At 71.5% G+C, this 19,360-nt stretch carries 18 protein-coding genes; 8 read left to right on the forward strand and 10 right to left on the reverse strand.

What is annotated here, in order from left to right:
• Nucleotides 1–215 precede the first annotated feature (215 nt).
• Nucleotides 216–662 (reverse strand): DUF4383 domain-containing protein, encoded by a 447-nt coding sequence (locus tag DEJ29_RS02265; RefSeq protein WP_181433159.1) that lies wholly within the window; start codon nucleotides 660–662, stop codon nucleotides 216–218.
• A 340-nt stretch (nucleotides 663–1,002) separates the two neighbouring features.
• Between DEJ29_RS02265 and DEJ29_RS02270 the strand changes: the two genes are divergently transcribed.
• Together DEJ29_RS02270 and DEJ29_RS02275 are read left to right on the forward strand one after the other, a co-directional pair.
• Nucleotides 1,003–1,797 (forward strand): phosphatase PAP2 family protein, encoded by a 795-nt coding sequence (locus DEJ29_RS02270; RefSeq protein WP_181438180.1) that lies wholly within the window; start codon nucleotides 1,003–1,005, stop codon nucleotides 1,795–1,797.
• Between the two features lie 152 nt (nucleotides 1,798–1,949).
• Nucleotides 1,950–3,089 (forward strand): CE1758 family FMN-dependent luciferase-like monooxygenase, encoded by a 1,140-nt coding sequence (locus tag DEJ29_RS02275; protein ID WP_071404914.1) that lies wholly within the window; start codon nucleotides 1,950–1,952, stop codon nucleotides 3,087–3,089.
• 289 nt (nucleotides 3,090–3,378) lie between these two features.
• Here the strand turns inward: DEJ29_RS02275 and DEJ29_RS02280 are convergent, their stop codons facing one another.
• Nucleotides 3,379–3,732: a DMT family transporter gene (locus DEJ29_RS02280; protein WP_027464947.1), complete on the reverse strand. Its 354-nt coding sequence runs from the start codon at nucleotides 3,730–3,732 to the stop codon at nucleotides 3,379–3,381.
• A gap of 1 nt (nucleotide 3,733) precedes the next feature.
• On the reverse strand, nucleotides 3,734–4,048 hold the full coding sequence (locus DEJ29_RS02285; protein WP_027464946.1) for a DMT family transporter: 315 nt from the start codon (nucleotides 4,046–4,048) through the stop codon (nucleotides 3,734–3,736).
• Nucleotides 4,049–4,154: 106 nt separating this feature from the next.
• On the opposite strand from DEJ29_RS02285, the gene DEJ29_RS02290 reads away from it, so the two are divergent.
• From DEJ29_RS02290 to DEJ29_RS02305, 4 genes are read left to right on the forward strand one after another with little or no spacing between them, the layout of a single operon-like run.
• A complete protein-coding gene (locus DEJ29_RS02290; protein WP_258375936.1) occupies nucleotides 4,155–4,733 on the forward strand; it encodes a TetR/AcrR family transcriptional regulator in 579 nt (192 codons plus the stop codon).
• Between the two features lie 49 nt (nucleotides 4,734–4,782).
• The gene (locus DEJ29_RS02295) at nucleotides 4,783–5,796 is read left to right on the forward strand and encodes a permease (protein ID WP_071246228.1); all 1,014 of its coding nucleotides are present in this window, start codon (nucleotides 4,783–4,785) and stop codon (nucleotides 5,794–5,796) included.
• Nucleotides 5,783–6,604 (forward strand): TIGR03943 family putative permease subunit, encoded by an 822-nt coding sequence (locus tag DEJ29_RS02300; protein ID WP_111094927.1) that lies wholly within the window; start codon nucleotides 5,783–5,785, stop codon nucleotides 6,602–6,604. Before DEJ29_RS02295 ends, DEJ29_RS02300 begins: the two co-directional genes overlap by 14 nt.
• Nucleotides 6,594–8,030, forward strand: coding sequence for a hypothetical protein (locus DEJ29_RS02305; RefSeq protein ID WP_111094926.1), 1,437 nt, complete (start codon nucleotides 6,594–6,596; stop codon nucleotides 8,028–8,030). The genes DEJ29_RS02300 and DEJ29_RS02305 overlap by 11 nt, the downstream gene beginning before the upstream one ends.
• A 72-nt stretch (nucleotides 8,031–8,102) precedes the next feature.
• Here DEJ29_RS02305 and DEJ29_RS02310 read toward each other — a convergent pair whose 3' ends face one another.
• The 6 genes from DEJ29_RS02310 to DEJ29_RS02335 form a co-directional block, all read right to left on the reverse strand.
• Entirely contained in the window at nucleotides 8,103–9,149 is a 1,047-nt protein-coding gene (locus tag DEJ29_RS02310; protein ID WP_111094925.1) for an NAD(P)-dependent alcohol dehydrogenase, read from the reverse strand.
• 185 nt (nucleotides 9,150–9,334) lie between these two features.
• Nucleotides 9,335–10,381 (reverse strand): glycerate kinase family protein, encoded by a 1,047-nt coding sequence (locus DEJ29_RS02315; RefSeq protein ID WP_111094940.1) that lies wholly within the window; start codon nucleotides 10,379–10,381, stop codon nucleotides 9,335–9,337.
• 38 nt (nucleotides 10,382–10,419) lie between these two features.
• Nucleotides 10,420–11,787, reverse strand: a complete 1,368-nt coding sequence (locus tag DEJ29_RS02320) for a M20/M25/M40 family metallo-hydrolase (protein ID WP_111094924.1) — start codon at nucleotides 11,785–11,787, stop codon at nucleotides 10,420–10,422.
• Nucleotides 11,784–13,343 (reverse strand): ABC transporter substrate-binding protein, encoded by a 1,560-nt coding sequence (locus DEJ29_RS02325; RefSeq protein WP_111094923.1) that lies wholly within the window; start codon nucleotides 13,341–13,343, stop codon nucleotides 11,784–11,786. Before DEJ29_RS02325 ends, DEJ29_RS02320 begins: the two co-directional genes overlap by 4 nt.
• The gene (locus tag DEJ29_RS02330; protein ID WP_111094922.1) at nucleotides 13,340–14,491 is read right to left on the reverse strand and encodes an FAD-dependent oxidoreductase; all 1,152 of its coding nucleotides are present in this window, start codon (nucleotides 14,489–14,491) and stop codon (nucleotides 13,340–13,342) included. Before DEJ29_RS02330 ends, DEJ29_RS02325 begins: the two co-directional genes overlap by 4 nt.
• Nucleotides 14,488–15,756 (reverse strand): NAD(P)/FAD-dependent oxidoreductase, encoded by a 1,269-nt coding sequence (locus DEJ29_RS02335; RefSeq protein ID WP_111094921.1) that lies wholly within the window; start codon nucleotides 15,754–15,756, stop codon nucleotides 14,488–14,490. The genes DEJ29_RS02330 and DEJ29_RS02335 overlap by 4 nt, the downstream gene beginning before the upstream one ends.
• A 281-nt stretch (nucleotides 15,757–16,037) precedes the next feature.
• Here DEJ29_RS02335 and DEJ29_RS02340 point away from each other — a divergent pair, with 281 nt between their 5' ends.
• Nucleotides 16,038–17,324, forward strand: coding sequence for a glycosyltransferase (locus tag DEJ29_RS02340; protein WP_111094920.1), 1,287 nt, complete (start codon nucleotides 16,038–16,040; stop codon nucleotides 17,322–17,324).
• Between the two features lie 110 nt (nucleotides 17,325–17,434).
• On the opposite strand, the gene DEJ29_RS02345 is transcribed toward DEJ29_RS02340, so the two are convergent.
• On the reverse strand, nucleotides 17,435–17,647 hold the full coding sequence (locus DEJ29_RS02345; protein ID WP_146248328.1) for a hypothetical protein: 213 nt from the start codon (nucleotides 17,645–17,647) through the stop codon (nucleotides 17,435–17,437).
• A 485-nt stretch (nucleotides 17,648–18,132) separates the two neighbouring features.
• Here DEJ29_RS02345 and DEJ29_RS02350 point away from each other — a divergent pair, with 485 nt between their 5' ends.
• Entirely contained in the window at nucleotides 18,133–19,344 is a 1,212-nt protein-coding gene (locus tag DEJ29_RS02350) for an FAD-dependent oxidoreductase (protein ID WP_111094918.1), read from the forward strand.
• Nucleotides 19,345–19,360 lie beyond the last annotated feature (16 nt).

Consider the following 19,360-nt stretch of genomic DNA (forward strand, 5'->3'; position numbering starts at 1 on the left):
CTGCGCCGAGTGGTCACTCGTCGTCGCCTGGACACTCCGCATCCGACAGTTCGTGACCGGCCGACGCACCTGAGCGGGGAGTCGTGACCGGACGACACCCCCGCCGGACCACACCCGCCGGACCACCCCGCCGGACCGCCCCGCCCCCGCACACACGACGACGCCCGCCTGCCGGAGCGGCAGACGGGCGTCGGGAGTGCAGTCGAGCGGGTGCGTCAGGCGCGCGCCGCTCGCAGTGCGCGGAGGTTCTCCTTGTCGGCACCGATCGCGGTGAGGAGCAGGAGCACACCGACGATGGCGTGGAACACGTTGTCCGTGGTGTTCAGCGCGAAGACGTTGGCGGAGGTGTCGACGAAGACGAAGCCGTACACCGCGAAGAGGACGAGCAGGACGCCGACGAGCAGGTTGCCGTTGCGTGATCCGACGGTGTTGCCGAGGCCGGTGATGAGCAGCACTGCGGCGAGCAGCACCCACACCAGGCAGAGCGCCGGGTTCACGCCGAACGCGTTCCACAGCATGCCGCCCTGGCGGTTGAAGAAGCCCGGGTCGCCGTCGGCGGCGAAGAAGAAGCCCAGGACGCCCCAGAGTGCGAGGACGCCGCCGGCCGTGAGTGCGAGACCCCGGTTCGGCGAGGCGATGATGCCCGGTTCCTTGATGGCCACTTCGGTTTCCTCCTCGTACACTGCCGACGCGACGTGCGTCGATCCCGCGTGGTGCGACGGCCCGGCGGGGATCACCGATCCCCTCGTGTCAGCGCGCAGTGCACGGCCGACGGGGGTGCGGTTCCCAGCCTCCGGCCGGTGCTCCAACGGTATCGTGTCGGACCCCGACCGACCCAATCGCAGCGCCGCCGCCAGTCGTGCGACGAGCCCGACGACGACCACTCCGAGGAGGACCAGCCCGGTGACCTTGACACCCGAGCGCAGTGCATCCGAGTCGCGCGGACCGTGGGTCTCGCGGCGGGGGCGGTGGGCTGCGCTGGCGGCTCTGGGGTTCGTGATCGTGCCTCTCGTCTACGGGGTCGCGGTGCTGACCCCGGTCGGTCAGAAAGCGGAGGACGCCGCGCTCGGCGGGGTCCGGGAGTCCGACCTGTTCAGCTCGGACACTGCGCTCAACGTCATCTCGGTGCCGGTGATCCTGTTGCTCGTCGTCGTGATCGTCGCCGTGGCGTTCGCCAGACGGCGGCTCTCGGTGGGACTCGGCGCGGGGGTCGTGGTGCTCGCGTCGGCGGCCACCTCGACGCTCCTCAAGCGTATCGCCGTGCGCCCTGAGATCGCTCAGTCGACGACGCCGAACTCGTTCCCGTCCGGGCACGCGACGATCGCACTGGCGGCGCTGTTCGCGGTCCTGATGGTCACGCCTCGCCGGTTCCGCCCGCTGGTGACCATCGTCGGCGTCGGGTACGCGGTCTTCGTGGCGAACCAGACCGTGGTCTACGGCTGGCACCGGGTCAGCGACATCATCGGCGCCTGCGCGATCGCGATGTTCTGGCTCGGGATCGTCCGCGCGGTCGGACCCCGGGTCGACCGCGGGCTCCGGGGCGACCGTGACGGTCGGCGGGGGCCTCGGCGGGTGGTGAGCGTCGTGCTCCTCGTCGCGACCGGGCTCACGCTGGTGATCGGTGTCGCGGCGCTCGTGGTCGGCCTGACCGGTGACGGCGCGTACGACCACGCCGCGATCCTGGTGGCGGGGCGGTTGGCGTCCAGCGCGAGCGTCCTGGCGGTCGTGACCGTCGTGTGGTTCCTCGACGGGATGCACCACGCCGCGCGCACCGACCCGGCCACGCTCGCCCCCTGACCCGGCCACGCTGCCGACCGCCGGCTGACCCGGGGAGCCGAGCCAGTCCGCCCGTCCGACGAGCGCGAGCCTGGCGGGAATGCCACGCCGTGCGCTACGTTGTACCCAGCAAGTCGATGCAAACGCATCGATATCGCGAAAGGCGGCGCATCATGCAGTTCGGCATCTTCACGGTCAGTGACGTCACGACCGACCCCACGACCGGCACCACGCCGGACGACACCCGGCGCGTCCGCGACATCCTGACGATCGCCGAGCACGCCGACCAGGCCGGGCTCGACGTCTTCGCGACCGGTGAGCACCACAACCCGCCGTTCGTGGCCTCGTCGCCGACCACGCTGCTCGCCTACCTCGCGGCGAAGACGAAGGACATCACCCTGTCCACGTCGACGACCCTGATCACCACCAACGACCCGGTGCGCATCGCCGAGGAGTACGCGATGCTCCAGGTCGTGTCCGACGGTCGCATGGACCTGATGATGGGCCGCGGCAACACCGGCCCCGTGTACCCGTGGTTCGGGCAGGACATCCGCCAGGGCGTCAACCTGGCGATCGAGAACTACGCGCTCGTCCGCCAGCTCTGGGAGAACGACGTCGTCAACTGGCAGGGCAAGTTCCGCACGCCGCTGCAGGGCTTCACCTCGACCCCGCGTCCGCTCGACGGTGTCCCGCCGTTCGTCTGGCACGGCTCGATCCGCACGCCGGAGATCGCCGAGCAGGCGGCCTACTACGGTGACGGCTTCTTCCACAACAACATCTTCTGGCCGATCCAGCACACCGAGCAGATGGTCGGCCTGTACCGCCAGCGCTTCGAGCACTACGGGCACGGCCGCGCCGATCAGGCGATCGTCGGGCTCGGTGGGCAGTTCTTCGCGCGGAAGAACTCGCAGGACGCGATCAACGAGTTCCGGCCCTACTTCGACAACGCCCCGGTCTACGGCCACGGCCCCTCGATGGAGGACTTCACCGCCCAGACCCCGCTCACCGTCGGTTCGCCGCAGCAGGTCATCGACCGGTACGCGGCGATGAAGGACCACGTCGGCCACTACCAGCGCCAGCTGTTCCTCATCGACCACGCCGGTCTGCCGCTCAAGACGGTGCTCGAGCAGATCGACATCCTGGCCACGGACATCGTGCCGGAACTGCGCAAGCTGAACGACGAGGGTCGCCCCGCCGACGTCCCGTCGGACCCGCCGTCGCACGCGGCACGCGCCGCTGCTGCGATGGCGGCCGGCACGGTCGGCAGCGACCACGTCGCCGCCGAGGACGAGTGGACGGGCGCGTCGGTCTGACGCTCCCAGCGCTCCCAGCGCTCGCATCGTGAGCAGGAATGGTCGGGTCCCGCGAGGTGACCCGACCATTGCTGCTCACCATGCGCGGTGGGCGCGGCCCCGAGCGGACGGGAGGTGGGCCCCATCCGCCGGTTCCGGCGTGACGCGCCAGCGGCACGACGGCCGTGCCGGGAGGGACGGTGCCAGCTGGCACCGGGCCTCCCGTCCGTCTCGGCGCGCGTCCTCGGGCCCGCGCCGACGTCACGGGGTCAGCGACACGTCACAGGATCGCTGGTGCGTGAGCTGTCGCTCAGCGCGTGAGCTCGGCAGCGGGCTCCGCGACGGGGCGGGCCGGCACGAGCTTGAGGCCGACGACGCACCCGACGATGCCGGCGATGAAGAGCAGGCGCAGCACCGTGACCGGTTCGGCGCCGGTGGCCATGCCCCACAGCACCGTGAGCGCGGCGCCGGTGCCGGTCCACACCGCGTAGGCCGTGCTGATCGGGATGTGCTTGAGGACGTAGCCGAAGGCGACGAGGCTGATCACGATCGTGACGGCGAACACGATCGTCGGTCGGAGCTCGGTGAAGCCGTCGCTCTCGCCGAGGGCGGTCGCCCAGACGGTCTCGAGCGCGGCGCTGACGAACAGGACGATCCAGGCCACGTCAGCTCACCACCTTGAGGCCGATGACGCACGCCACCAGGCCGAAGACCAGGGCGAGTCGGGCGAAGGACGCGGCCTCCTGTCGGCGGAGGATCGCGACGACCACGGTCAGGGACGCCCCGATGCCGACCCAGACGGCGTACGCGGTGCCGACCGGGATGCTCTTCATCGCGAACGCCAGCCCCACCATGCTCAGCGCCATCCCTGCGACGAACACGATCGTGGGGACGACCTTCTTGAAGCCGTTCGAGGCGCTGAGGGCGGTGGCCCAGACGGCCTCGAGCACGCCGCTGAGCACGAGGATTGCCCATGCCATGACGATGTCCTTTCCTGCGGGAGTCATTCGTTCTCGTTGTCGTACGACTGTGCGACAACGACCTCGACGGTAGCACGAGTTGGTACGACTGTGCGAGTATGGCGTCGTGGCCAGGAGCATGGACGTCGACGAACGGCGCCGCAACGTGTCCGAGGCGGCGTGCCGGGTCCTCGTGCGCGACGGGCTCGGAGCGTTGAGCGTGCGGAACGTCGCCGCCGAGGCCGGACTGCCGCCGAGCACGGTCCGCTACACGTTCCCGACCCAGGCGAGCGTCCGCGAGCACACCATCACGCTCGTGTTCGACCGGATCCGCGAGCGCATCGACGCCATCCCCGACGACCTCACGCCGGCCCGACGCGCACGCCGGATCGTGCTCGAGCTGCTGCCCCTCGACGAGGAGCGGGTCGTCGAGCTCGAGGTCTACCTGGCGCTCGGCAACGCCGCGCTCACCGACGTCGGGCTCCGGCCGACGCTCGACCGGACCGTCGCGGCGATGCGGACGTGGTGCGAGGAGGTCCTCGGGCTGCTCGGGGTACCGGCGGACGACCGGGAGTACGAGGCCTGCCGCCTCCACGCGCTCCTGGACGGACTCGCGATGCAGGTCGTCCGACTGGCTCCGGGGGAGTCCGGCGACTGGGCGATCGACGTGCTCGACCGGCACCTCGACGGCGTCACCGCGGGTTGAGCCGCCCCGTGCGCAGCCCCGGGCAGTCGGCGTCACCTATCCTGTCCCGGTGACGACGACCACGCGGCCGCCGCAGCGCACCCGGAGCCTCACCGGCCCCGGCCTGGTGCTGCTCGCCGTCGTCGTCCTGCTGGGCATCCGGCTGTTCTCCCCGAGCATCGGGTCGACCGGGCTGCCGGACGTCGTGCAGGACTTCCTCACACTGGCGATCAGCGTCGTCGTCGAGTCCCTGCCGTTCGTGGTGCTCGGCATCGTGCTGTCGATCGTCGTCGAGGTCTGGGTGCCGGTCGGCGCGCTCGAGAAGGTCCTGCCGCAGAACGCCTTCGGCCGTCGCGCCGTGATCTCCCTGATCGGCATGCTCTTCCCGGTGTGCGAGTGCGGCAACGTGCCCCTCGCCCGCGGCCTGATGATGCGTGGGTTCACGCCGGCCGAGGCCGTCACGTTCCTCGTCGCGGCCCCGATCCTCAACCCGCTCGTCATCATCAGCACCGCGCAGGCGTTCGGTTGGTCCGGGTGGATCCTGCCGGTGCGCATCGTCGGCGGGTTCGTCATCGCGAACCTCGTCGGCTGGATCGTCGCCGCGCACCGCCGTCCGGCCGACCTGCTGCTCCCCGCCTTCGAGGCCCGGTGCCGTGCGGCCGTCGGAGCGCCCCGCGGCCTGCACCGCTGGCGGCAGAGCGCCGCGCAGTTCGGCGGCGAGACGGCGACGATGATGCCGGCGCTGTTCGTCGGTGCCGGGCTCGCCGCGGCGATCCAGGTCGCTGTTCCCCGCTCGACCCTGGTCGCCGTCGGCTCGAACCCGGTGCTGTCCGTCGCGGCGATGATGCTGCTGGCGATGACGGTGTCGCTCTGCTCGAACGTCGACGCCTTCTTCGCGCTGTCCTTCGCGTCGACGTTCCTGCCCGGGTCGATCACGGCCTTCCTGATCATCGGGCCGATCATCGACGTCAAGATGATCGCCCTGCTGCGCACAACGTTCCGGGTCCGCTTCCTGGTGCTGCTGTCCGTCGTGTGCGTCCTGTTCGCCGGAGCCGTCGGGTTGGTGATGAATGTCCTCGTCTGATGCACGCAGCAACGCGGCCGCGTACCTGGGTCTCGGGTCGGTGCTGGCCGCGGCCCTCTGCACGCTGTGGCTCGCGCTGGTCGGGCACCTCGACCTGTACATCAACCCGCGGTACTCGGTGTTCACGGTGGTACTCGCCGCCGTCGGGGTGCCCGCGTCGGTCGCCGCACTCGTCGTCATCGCCCGGGGTCACGGCCACACCCACGGCGACGACGAGGACGACCTCGATCTGCACCAGCAGCAGCGGACGGGAGGCCGCCGTCGCGCCGTCCGCCTCGCCCTCGGAGGAGCCGCCGCCGTCGTCACGATCGGTGTCACCGTCGCGATGCTCGTCCTGCCCCCGACGACCCTGTCGGCCCGGACCGCCCAGCAGCGGAGCGTGGACTCCGCGACCCTGTCCAACGCCACCGGCTCGGAGTCCGCGGTGCAGCTGCTCGGCAGCGAGGGCGTCGACACCTCGGAGTACGGCGTCAAGGACTGGGCCGCGCTGATCCGGCAGACCACGGACACCACGGCCCTGGTCGGCAAGCAGGTCGAACTGACGGGCTTCGTGGTGCCGGGCGACGACGGGTCCTTCACCCTCACCCGCTTCGTGATCAGCTGCTGCGCCGTGGACGCGCAACCGGTCGGCCTCGGCGTCGTGACCGGCGACGGCGCCGGCACCGGGACCGTCCCCGACGAGGGGCAGTGGGTCACCGTCCGCGGAGCCCTGGCCGCCAACCCGGACCAGTCCGCCGACGCCCGCATCGTCGTCAAGGCCGCGAAGATCACCGACATCGCGCAGCCCGAGGACCCGTATGAGTTCTGAGCGCCGCGGAGACCAGCACCACGGAGACCAGCGCCGCGAGCGCCGCCCCGTCGCACACCGCTTCCACCGCCGGTACGTCGCCGTCGTGGTGGTCCTCGCCGTGGTCGCCGCGCTCGCCGCGGTCGTCGGCTCGCAGCAGGGCCCGCGGCTCCGCGACGTGTCCTACGACGCGACCGGTCTCGTCACCCGGCCGGCCCAGCGGGTGATCCTCACGGCGAACCAGGCGCTGCAGAAGGTCGCCGCCGCCGACGTCCGGGTCAGCCCGGCTGCGGCGCACACCGTGACCTCGAGCGGCAACACCATCGCCGTCGAGTTCGCCGGACCCCTGGCCTACGACCGCGAGTACACCGTGACGGTCGCGGACGTCCGGGCACCCGGGCAGCGCGCCACGTCCGACCTGACCGCGGCGATCCGCACCGGCAGCACCGACGTGCTCGCACTCGTGCCCGGGCAGGCCGGGGCGAAGGACCGCATCGTCCGACGCTCCCTCGATGCGGGCGGCGCCACCACGGTCTACGAGGGCACCGCGATCTCCGAGTACGCCCGGCTCGGCCGTTCCCTGGTGGTCGTGAGCGGCACGGACGCCAGCTCGTCCGTGGACATCGTGGCGCTGAGCGGTGGCGTGCAGGACGCCGACGCCCCCGTCGAACACCTCACCCTGCCGACCGCCGAGGGCCGTGTCACGGCGCTCCACGTCGCCGACGACGGTGCCTCGTTCGGGTTCGAGTACGCCGACACGTCGACCGGGCAGTCTCGGAACACCGGCCTGTACGTGGTCGACATGACGGGCACCCACATGCCCACGGCGATCGCGGCGAACGGCAAGCCGAAGACCGGCGCCGTGCCGATGACGGTCGCCCAGTGGGCCTACGTGCCGCGCACCGAGAGCGCGCTGGTCCGGACGGGCAGCGACGACCTGGTGCTCGTCGACATGAGCGGGCGCGCCGACCCGGTCCGGCTCGGCAGCGCCACCTACCTGCACGGCTTCGTCGGTACCGGCACCACCGCAGTCGTCGAGACGGGCACCGGCATCGAGCGGCTGGACCTGACCGACGGGTCGAAGTCGGCGCTGCAGGCGCCCGCCGCGAGCACCGACGCGGCCGTCCTCGGCCGCATCGCCCAGCTGTCCGACGACACGTACCTGCGGGTGCTGGGGGACGTGCGGTCGGACGGCACCATCGCGGCACGGATCGTGCGTGTGGACGGGGGACGGGCCTCCCGGCTGCCGGTGACGATCCCCGACGACGCGAGCGTCACGGCGGTCTGCCCGTCCCCGAACAGCCAGTTCGTCGCGGTCGCGACGAAGTCGGCGACCGGCGAGCTCGTGAGCATCGTGGACGCGGCCTCCGGCGCGCTGGAGGCGAGCATCGACGCGGGCTCCGTCGACTGGTGCGGCGCGCTGCCGTCCGGTGACGAGGTCGGCTGACGGTCCCGAGACGACAGACGGAAGGCCCGTTGCCAGCCGGCAACGGGCCTTCCGTCTGTCAGGTGGTGACGACTACGCCAGCGTGGCCGTGTCGATCACGAAGCGGTAGCGGACGTCCGAGGACAGCACGCGCTCGTAGGCCTCGTTGATCTGGTCGGCGCTGATGAGCTCGGTCTCCGGGAGGATCCCGTGCTCGGCGCAGAAGTCGAGCATCTCCTGGGTCTCCTGGATGCCGCCGATGGCGGAACCCGCCCAGCTGAGCCGACGCGGGATGAGCGCGAAGGCCGGCACCTCGAGCGGCTCGGACGGAGCGCCCACGTTGACGAGCGTGCCGTCGACCTTGAGCAGGCCGAGGTAGGCGCCCATCGGGATCTTCGCCGAGACGGTGTTGATGATCAGCTCGAAGGAGTTCGCGAGCTTCTCGAACGTCTCCGGGTCCTTCGTCGCGTAGTGGGCCTTCGCGCCGTAGCGGAGCGAGTCCTCCTGCTTCGAGGTGGTCTGCGACAGGACGGTGACCTCGGCGCCGAGCGCGACGGCGATCTTGACGGCCATGTGGCCGAGCCCGCCCATGCCGACGACAGCGACCTTGGTGCCGGGGCCGGCGTTCCAGTGGTGCAGGGGCGAGTAGGTGGTGATGCCGGCGCAGAGCAGCGGCGCGACCTTCTCGATGTCGAGCGACTCGGGGACACGGAGGACGAAGTCCTCGTTCACCACGACGGCCTGCGAGTAGCCGCCCTGGGTGATCGAGCCGTCGGCCGGGTCGACGCTGGCGTAGGTGCCGATGTTGCCCTTGAGGCAGTACTGCTCCTGGCCGGCGACGCAGTTCTCGCACTCGCCGCACGAGTTCACCATGCAGCCGACGCCGACGCGGTCGCCGACCTTGTGCTTGGTGACGTTCGCGCCGACCTCGGTGACGTGTCCGACGATCTCGTGGCCGACGACCTGCGGGTACTGGATGGGGCCCCACTCACCGCGGACGGTGTGGATGTCCGAGTGGCAGATGCCGGCGTAGGCGATGTCGATCGCGACGTCGTCCGGGCCGACGTCCCGACGGGTGATGGTGGTCTTGACGAGCGGCTCGGTCGCTGACGGTGCCGCGTACGCGTTGACGGTGCGCAATGATCTCCTCGTGGGGGTGGTGCGTTGCGGGCCGGTTCCGGCCCGGAACCAGTGTGCGCGCAGCCGCGGCCGGGTGGGAGGTACAACCAGGACACCCCTGTGCCCGCGGACGGGCGCGTCGCGGCGGCTGCCCGGCGCGTCGGCGTGGCACTGCGCCGCCGCGTTGCTCGCGTCGTTCTGTTCGCTCAGGCGAGCCGGGCCAACCGCTGCCCCGCGATCGTGGCGAAGCGCAGCGGATCGGCGAGGGCGTCGTCGGGCTCGCCGGTGGTCTGCGTCGCGAGCACGGTGAGCGATGCGGCGGCCGCGTAGTCGTCGAGTGCGGCTTCGATCGCGCCGGCGACGAGCATCGAACGGGCACCGGGAGCGCGCGCAGCCGTCAGGGCACGGACCACCGATGGCACCTTGCCGACGGCGCTCTGCCCGTCGAAGCGTCCTTCGCCGCTGATCACGACATCGGACCCCTCGAGCAGCGCGGGCAACCCGAGGACCTCGGCGACGGCCTCGGCCCCACCCGCCAGCGTGGCACCCCACACCAGCAGGCCGAACCCGACACCACCAGCGGCTCCGGCGCCCGGGGTGTCCGGGTCGACCTCGGGGAAGCGCGCCGCCCAGGTGGCGAGTCGGTCGTCGAAGGACGCCACACGGTCGGGGGTGATGCCCTTCTGCGGGCCGAAGACGGCGGCGGCACCGGTCGGTCCGAGCAGCGGCGAGGTCACGTCGGTGAGCACGACGACGCCGAGCGGGGGGAGGGCCCGGAGCCCGTCGGTGCCGGCTCCGTCGCTGTCGAGTCCGAGCGCCTCGAGCACCGGACGCCCGCCGTCGGTGGACGCGCTGCCCCCGATGCCGAGCACGAGCCCCGTGGCACCGGCATCGAGCGCGGCGGCGATCGCCTCGCCGAACCCGCGGCTCGTCGCCGTGTCCGGCATCGGTGCGTCGAGCAGGGGGAGGCCGCTCGTCGCCGCGAGCTCCACCACCGCGCGGCCGTCGGGCAGCCGCAGCCAGTGGGTGTCGACCGGCGTGCCGGCCGGCCCGGTGACGGTGACGGGGACCCGGACGGCTCCGGGGATGGCGGTCGCGAAGGCGTCGAGCGTGCCCTCGCCGCCGTCGGCCATCGGGACGAGGACCACGTCGTCGTCGGGGCGCTCGGTCAGCCAGCCGGCACGGACCGCTCCGGCGACGGCCGTCGCCGTCGCGGTGCCCTTGAACGAGTCCGGAGCCACGATGATGCGCACGCCGTCCACCGTAGTGGCCGCTCGGTCCCGCACCGGGGTCAGGACGAGGAGCGCGGCGCGAGCCCGGCCAGGAACGACGCCTCGGCCAGCGCCATGTGCTCGATCTCCGACGGGTCGACGCTCTCATCCGGCGCGTGCACGTTCGCCGCTGGTTCGGAGACCCCGGCCAGGATCACCTCGACCCCGGGGATCGCCCGCTCCAGCGTGGCGCACAGCGGGATCGACCCGCCGCCGCCGAGGGAGCCCACCGAGGACGCCCGGTACGACGACGCGAGTGCGTCCCGGAAGGCCGACGTGTACGGCCCCGCGAGCGCGCGGAACCCGTCGCCGACACCGGTCAACCGAGCGGAGACCTCGACCCCGGCGGGCGCCCGACGCTCCAGGTGTGCGACGAGCAGTGCGCCGGCCTCGGCGGGATCGACGCCCGGCGGGACGCGGAGGTTCAGGGCGGCCCCGGCCGTGGCCTGGACGGACGGCGACGACCCGGCGACGGCCGGCGCGTCGATGCCGACGACGGTCAGGGCAGGCCGTGCCCAGACCTGGGACGCCGGGTCCGCGGACCCGATCGGCACCGCCCCTTCGAGCAGGCCGGCGTCGGCGGCGAACCGCTCCGAGGTGTACGGCAGACCGTCCCAGACCTGCGAGGCGTCGAGTCCGTCGACCGTGGTGTCGCCGGCCTCGTCGCGGAGCGTGGCGAGCAGCGCGACCAGGACCGCGATCGCATCCGGTGCCGCCCCGCCGAACATCCCCGAGTGCACGGTTCCGTGCAGTGCCCGCACCCGCAGCTCGACGAACGCGGTGCCGCGCAGCGTGGTCACCAGCGCGGGGACCCCGACGGCGGCGTTCCCGGCGTCCATCACGACGGCGGTGTCGACGGCGGCGAACTCGTCGGCGTGCGTCGACACGTACTGTTCGAGACCGTCGGTGCCCTGCTCCTCGGAACCCTCGACGACCACGACGAGCCCGACGGGGAACGACCCGTGCGCGTCGAGCAGTGCCCGAAGGGCGATGAGGTGCGTGACCACCCCGCCCTTGCAGTCGGCCGCGCCACGCCCGTACAGCCGGCCGTCACGCTCGGTCAGCGTCCACGGGTCGCTCGTCCACGCCGCCGGGTCACCGGCGGGCTGGACGTCGTGGTGCGCGTACAGCAGGACCGTCGGTGCGCCGGTGGGGGCGGGGTGGGTCGCGATGACCGCCTGCGAGCCGTCCGTCGTGGTGACGAGCCGCGCCTCCAGGCCGACGTCCTGGAACGCGACCCGGACCCGCTCGGCGACCCGGTCGCAGTCGTCGAGCGACTGCACCGCCTCGTCGTGGACCGACGGGATCGCGACGAGCGCCGCGAGCTCGTCGAGCCCGTCCGGCAGGGCGGCACGGACGGCGTCCCGGAGTCGCGAGTCGGCCGTCACGAGCGCCCGATCTCCCAGATGCGGAACTCGCCGGACGCGTCGACCGACCCGGCGAGGCCCGTGAGGGACTTCTGCCCGATCACGTTCTCCTGACCGGCGAGCAGCGGGATCAGCGGCACCGACTCGGCGGTGTCCCGCTGGATCTGCTCGATCTGCTCCTTCCGGACGGCCGGGTCCGCCTGGACCGCCTGCGCGGTGACGAGGTCCGTCACCGTCCGGTCGTCGAAGTGGTTCGCGAGCAGGTTGACGTCCGACGGACCGTAGGCGGGCGTCAGGTACGAGGACGCGTCCGGGTAGTCCTGGAAGAACCCGAGCTGGAACACCGGGTACTCGCCCTTGCCGACGTTGCCGACGTACGTGTCCCAGCTTGCCGACTGCAGGGCCACGGTGAACAGCCCGGTGTCCTCGAGCTGCTGCTCGATGAGCGCGTACTCGTCGTCCGACCCGGAGCCGTAGTGGTCGGTCGTGTACTGGATCGGGAGTGCGACCGGGGTCGTCACCCCGGCCTTGCGCAGTATCGCGGCGGGGTCGGCGCCGTCGTACTCCGTCTCGAAGGCGTCCGTCGCACCGCTGAAGTCGGACGGGACGATCGAGTACGCCGGGGCGTAGGTGCCCTGGTACACGTCCTTCGCGATGGCCGCGCGGTCGATCGTGGCCGCGACCGCCTGCCGGACGGCCTCCTTCTGCGCCGCGTCCTTCCCCGGCATCGTCTCGAGGTTGAAGGCGAGGAACCTGACCTCGCCGGATGACCCCTGCACCCGCTGCAGACCGTCGTCGTCGGCGAGCGAGGTGACCTCGGTCGGGGTGAGCTGGCGGTACGCGACGTCGGCGTCGCCCGTCTGCACCGCGAGCTTGAGGTCGGCGGACTTCGTGTACTGCTTGATCGTCACGGCCGACGACTTCGGCGCCGGCCCGTCGTACTCCGCGTTCGCGGTCAACGCGATCGTGGCCCCACCGTCGGTCGACTGCTGCAGTGCGTACGGACCGGACCCGACGACCCCGTCGTCCGCGTGGATCTTCGTCCCCGAGAAGACCCTGCTGTCGACGATCGCACCGGCCATGCTCGCGAGCACGTACGGGAACGTCTGGTCGTTCGCCTGCTTCAGGGTGAAGGTGACCTCGTCGCCGTCGGCGGTCACCGAGTCCATGTTGGCGAGCAACGACCCGGGGCCGTCCGTGGCGCCGAGCGTCACCTGGCGCTCGAACGAGAACACGACGTCCTTCGCCGTCAGGTCGTCGCCGTTCGAGAACGTCAGCCCGTCGCGGATCCGGCAGACGTAGTGGGTCCCGTCGGTGAAGTCGCACGACTCCGCGACCTCGGGGCTCGTCGTGGTCCTGCCGGCCGGGTAGGTGAGCAGGTGCTGGTACAGCTGCGTCTGCACCGTGTAGCTGCCGCGGTCCCAGGCACCGGCCGGGTCGAGGGAGGTGACGGGATCGGTGGTGCCGATGACCAGGGCGTCGGAGGCGTCGGACGTCGAACCGGTCGAGACGCAGCCGGTGACGGCCACGGCGACGACCGCGGAGAGCGCGAGCGCGGGGAGGAGTCGAGATGTCACGGGGTTCCTGTGGGGGAGGGTTTCGTCAGGGAGAAGCGGGCACGGGGTGGCCCGCCGGTCGCGAGGTCGGCGATCATGTCGCCGAGCAGCGGTGCGAACTTGAAGCCGTGGCCGGAGAACCCGGTCGCCACCGTGAGGGGTCCACGGCGGTCGATGACGAAGTCCTCGTCGGGCGAGTTGTCGTACAGGCAGCTGATGAAGGTCGGTCGCGTCGCGTCGACGCCGGGGACGTACCGGGCCACGTACGCCTGCAGCCGCTCGGCCTCGGCCCGCACCGGCGTGAAGTCCCGGTGGTCGGGGTCGACGACGGGTCCGGTGCCGTGGAACCCCACCTTGACGCCCTCACCCGGGGTGAGCAGCCCGTACACGTCGTCGCCGGGCGCCCAGTGCACGAAGCTCGGCCAGGCCTCGTCCGGCAGGTGGCTGGGGAAGTGGGCGGGCTGCTCCTGGGTGACACGGATCGCCGGGAGGCCCGCCCCGCGTGCGGCGAGCAGGTCGCCGACCAGCGTGGGCGCCCACGACCCCACGGCGGCGATCGCGCTCGTCGTGCGTTCCGTGGACCCGTCGGACAGCGCGACGCTCACGCTGTCGCCGTGGTCCTGCAGCCCCGTGACCGCGGTGCCGAACCGGAGCTCCGCCAGACCGGTCCGCTCGGCCAGGGTGAGGAACACCTCGACGGCCCTCGCCGACCGGATCCGGCCGGCGGTGGCGTGCGTCAGGACGTGCCCCTCGAACGCGATGCCCGGCCACCGGGTGGCGGCGACGGCCGGGGTCAGGGTCTCGTGCGGGATCCCGGCGTCGGCGAGGGCCGCGGCGATGGCGTCGACCACCTCGGGGCGCCCGTGGTCGACCGCGCCGGTGCGGACGATCAGCTCCTCGTCCGCCTCCTGCTCGAGCTGCTCCCACAGCGCGAGCGCACGCGTCGTCAGGGCGACGTACTCGGCGTCGGCGTACCCCTGTCGGAAGATCCTGGTGGCGCCGTGCGACGACCCGTTGTGGTGCCCGCGCTCGTGCTGTTCGACGAGCAGGACCCGCTCACCACGGCGGGTGAGCGCGTACGCCGTCGCGGCGCCGACGACCCCGGCACCGATGACGAGGTGCGTCGTCGGCGCACCGGTCCGCTCATCCCGTGCGGACGTGTCGCTCACGTCGTGGCTCCGGCTCGTCGCGCGTCGGCCTCACGGCGGGCGGGCATCATCCGGATCACGTCCGCCTCGCTCGGTGCCACCGCCGGGAACCGCGCGGGGTCGTACCTGGTCGCGTCGCCGAGCGCAGTGCTGCCCGTGGCGCTCAGCTCGGCGGCGATGCGACCGAGCCCGGGGCCGTGCGTGACACCCGACTCGTTGTCCCCACCGGCGACGACGAGCCCGGCGACCTCGGGGACCGCGCCGACGATGAAGTTCCGGTCGGCGGTCATCGAGACGACACCCTGCGTGGGGGTCTCGTCAGCCCCGAGGGCGCTCGCCGCGTCGGGCAGCAACCGGGCGATCACCGGGTGCAGGTACTCGCGCATCGCGTCGAGCAGGTCCGGACGCACCGGTCGACGGTCGGGTTCGGTGTTCCGGTCCGCGCCACCGACCGAGAGCGCTTCGTAACCGGGACCGGCGCCGTATGTCACGCCAGCGCGGTGTTCACGGATCCACAGTCCCTGTAGTTCCGGCAGCATGAGGGTCGGGAGGCTGCCGGGCAGTCCGAACGGCCGGGTGATCAGGCGGCTCGCGACGACGCGGACCGTGGGCAGCTCGCGCCCGAAGGGTGCGAGCAGGGTGTTCGTCCAGCTGCCGGCGGCGAGCACGACCCGCGCGGCGTCGATGACCTCGCCACCGCGTGTCCGGACGCCCGTGACGGCGCCGTCACGGGCCTCCAGGGCTGCGACCGGGGTGTGCTCGCGGATCTCGACGCCCCGGGCACGGACCGAAGCGGCCAGCGCACGTGCGGCGTCGGGCGCGCTGATCTGGATGCCGTCGGGGTGCAGGAACCCCGCCGTCACGGCACCCGGGTCGAGCCCGGGGACGAGGTCGGCGGCCTCGGCCGGGGTGAGCGTCCGCGACCCCGGCGGTCGCAGCGGGTGGTCCTCGAACGGCGGGATGTGGTCGGCGCGGCCCTGATCGGTGACCGTCAGCCAGACGTTGCCGTTCTGCCGGTACCCGGTCGGACCGTGCCCGGAGTCGGCGAGTTCCCGGTAGAAGTCGATGCCGTACTGCTCGACGTCGCGTTCGGACTCGTTCCAGTACCAGGCGTACCCGGCGGCCCACTGTCCGACGAACCCGGCTCCCGCGGTGGTGGTGCCACCCGCGATCGTGCCGCTGTCGAGGAGCAGCACCCGCTGTCCGAGGCCGGCGAGGTGCCAGGCCGCGCTCAGGCCGATGACGCCGGCACCGACGACGATCGTGGGGGAGTCGGGGGAGGACATGGAGCGAGCGTAATGTCGCGCCGCCACCGACACCTGTCGTCGATGACGCCGTGTGACACGCTCCGGTCGAACGACCCCGGTCGGAACGGACGGGTTTGCTGAGAAGACTTGGATAGACGATCGTCTGGTGAAAGTTCTACTGTTGCCACGCCACGGTGGTTCGGCACGAACCGTCGTCCCGTTGCCGAGGAGGCACCACCGGTCTCGCTGCGGGCGTCCGAGACGGCGGTCCCGCCGTCACCACCACCCACGCGTCGAGTCGACCACAACAGCGAGGCGGCATGCGCATCACGATCCTCGTCCCCGGTTCCCGAGGCGACACGCAGCCCGGCGCGATCCTCGGCGCCGAACTGGCACGACGCGGCAACGACGTCACACTCGCCAGCACGGACGACCTGACCTGGATGGGCGACGCCCTGGGCTTGCGAACCGTACCGCTCGCGTTCGACACTCGCTCGTTCCTCCGTTCGGATGCGGGGCAAGCACTCCTCACGAAACGGGGCGCGAGGGGGTACGGCCGCGGGGTGCTCGAGCAGAAGATGCTCATCGCCACGGCGTGGCAGGCTGCCGTTCTCGAGGCATGTCGATCGGCAGACGTCATCGTCGCGTCGAACCTCGTGATGGACGAGGCCTCCTGTGTCGCTGAAGCCATGGGTGTCCCGTTCGTCGGACTCCACTTCGCGCCTTGGCGTCCGAATCGTGCGTACGCGGCCCACGCGATGACCGTCCGTCGTCTGGTCCTGCCCCTTCGTCTCGCGACGCACCACCTCGTGGCGCAGGCCGAGTGGAAGGCGACCGCTGCTTACGTCAACACGTTCCGGCGGTCCCTCGACCTGCCCGAAACCGACCTCCCGTTGCCCACGAGGCTGGCAGCGGGGAACACCCTCGAGATCCAGGCGTTCGGAGCGGGGCTCGTGCCCGAGCTGCACGGATGGGCGACGCGGTTCCCGGTCGTCGGCTTTCTCACCCCGACTGCCGAGCAGCGGCTTCGATGGCACGACGTGCAACCGGACGAAGCACTCGACGAGTGGCTCGACGCCGGGGACCCACCCGTCTTCTTCGGGTTCGGCAGCATGCCGGTCAGGGATCCCGGAGCGATGCTCGCGATGCTCACCGACGTGTGCGAGCAACTCGGCGTCCGCGGACTGATCGGCGCGGGATGGAGCGCCATGCCCATCGGTGTCGCGCAGCGCGCCGCTGATCGCATGCGCCTGGTCGGGCCACTCGATCACACCAGTGTGATGCCTCGTTGCTCGGTGGCGGTGCACCACGGAGGTGCGGGAACGACCGCAGCCTCGATCGGCGCGGGGCTGCCGACGGTGGTCTGTGCGGTTGCCTTCGACCAACCGTTCTGGGGACAGCGGTTGCGCGATCAGGGCCTGGGAACGTGGCTCCCGTTCCGGAAGGCGGATGCAGACCGGCTGGTGGACGCGGTCCGGCCCCTGCTCGACGAAGCCGTCGCTGCCCGCACTCGGCTCGTCGGCGCCCGACTCGCGGTCGACGACGCCGCATCCGCCGCGGCCCGCCTCGTCGAGGACGCCGGCCGAGGATCGCACTCGGACCGCTAGCGCGTTGCCCAGCCGGCGTTCCGTCACGGCCTGCGTCCGGACTGTCTCCCCCGGTGGCTTCGGGTGCCGCGGCTCGGGCGTCCCCGTGGCTGTCCCCCGCCGAGGCGGCGTCAGTCTCGTGGAGCTCCGCGACGGTGTTCCGAACGTTCCACGGCCGCCGAGACGACTGCCACGATGGAGATCACGAGGAGGATCACCGCGTAGATGCAGAGGGTGATCATGATCGCGATGCCGAGCCCCATCAGGATGGGGCCGACGTTGTTCTCGATGTAGGGAAGGACCTCGGTCGGGGTCATCGGGATCGGTGCTACCGGAAGCGGCATGGTTCGGAGTCCTCCGTCTTGGTCTGTCCGACCGACCTGCTCCGTTCCGCCGACAGCGGCGGACCTGGACGTGCGCCTCCGACTGCGTCCCGGCGAAGCCGAGCGGTGGTCAGGACGTCGCCCTGAAGTCCTTCGCAAGGAGCGAGCGAAGACGGATCCTCCACGACGAGTCAGTTGGTCAGACGATCGTCTGATGAACGTAGCAAGGCCGTGCTCGTCACCAAATGAGCATGCCCACAGGCGTTGCAGTCGCCGATGTACGGAGGGCCCGTCTGCAGGCTCTCTCAGTGCCGACGGACTCGGTTCACCATACGATCGTCTTGTCGATCCGTTCGTTGCTGCACCAGGTCCACGGCCCGATTCCCGTCCGAAGAGTGAGGCACCCCGATGTCCCGACCGCTGCTGCTGCGCGCCGAGTGCGCACCGATTCGAGTGCGAACGTCGACGTGGGTCGTGCAGGCGACCACGACTGACGGGCTCTGGGGATGAAGGCGCTCATCGTGGGCGGCGGTATCGCCGGTCTTGCGGCTGCGATCGCCCTGCACCGAGCCGGTCACGGCTCGATCGTGCTCGAGCGGAACGCCGGGTCGGCTGATGATGCGGGATCGTGGTTGCAGGTCGCGAGCAACGGCGTCGGGGCGCTCCACGCGCTCGGTCTCGGGTCTGCGGTGCCGACGCTCGGGGTTCGGAGCTCGTGGCTGCAGACGTTCGACTCGAGGGGGCGACGGACCGCGGAGCTGCCGCTCGGGCCGCAGGACGAAGCGACCGCGACACGCTCGGTGAAACGTGCAGATCTCTACCGACTGCTCCGGACGGACGCGGAACGGCGGGGCGTCACGATCATCACGGGAACCCGCGTCCTGAGCGCCGCCGACGAAGGATGCCAGGCAAGCGTCCTCACCGAGCGGCACGGTCGCTTCACCGCCGACATCGTCATCGGTGCGGACGGCATCGGTTCCGCGGTCCGACGCACCTTGGGAAGTCACGGACCGGACGCGAGCCGTGTCACGAAGAAGGACGTGCTGGCCCCCGTCGTCAGCATCGGTGGAACGTACACCGGAAGCGGACTGCCCGAGACCGAGACCGGGGTCACGGGCGCACTGCAGTTCCGGTTCGGCAGGGACTGCTTCCTCGGCACGGTCCGGGTCGACACGTCCACCGTCCTGTGGTTCGCGAACCCGCGCCTGCGTGCCGTGGACGGAGGTGAACGCGCCGCCGTGAGCCTGAGTGGCCCCGAGTGGGCTGTGGTGCTCCCACGTCTCGTCGGGCGGGACGCCCTTCCGGTGTCCGCTCTGCTGGCGGGCTCCGGCGACGTCGACGCGTGGACGTCCCGCACGACTCCGCGGCCGGTGTTGTGGGGCCAGGGGCGGATCGTCCTGATCGGCGATGCCGCGCACGCGATCCCTCCGACCGCCGGACAGGGCGCATCCCTGGCGCTCGAGGATGCCGTCGTCCTCGGATCACTGGCAGCCGGCGGAGTGTCGGCCACGAACCTCGCCGTCCACCTGCGCGATCGACGGGACCGTCGCGTGGCGGCCATCACCCGGCAGGGGGTGCGGCTCGACGAGAGCAAGACGCTCGGTCCGGTCGGATCACTCCTCCGAGACCGGATCATCCTCCCCGGCGCAGCCTTCAAGGCCCGGATGGACCACGCCGACGCAGGTGGCTGGATGTACCGGTTCACCCCCGCGACCTGATCGGCAGCCGCGGATC

The organism is Curtobacterium sp. MCPF17_021 (genome assembly GCF_003234605.2).
In the GTDB taxonomy this organism is placed as follows: Bacteria; Actinomycetota; Actinomycetes; order Actinomycetales; family Microbacteriaceae; genus Curtobacterium; species Curtobacterium flaccumfaciens.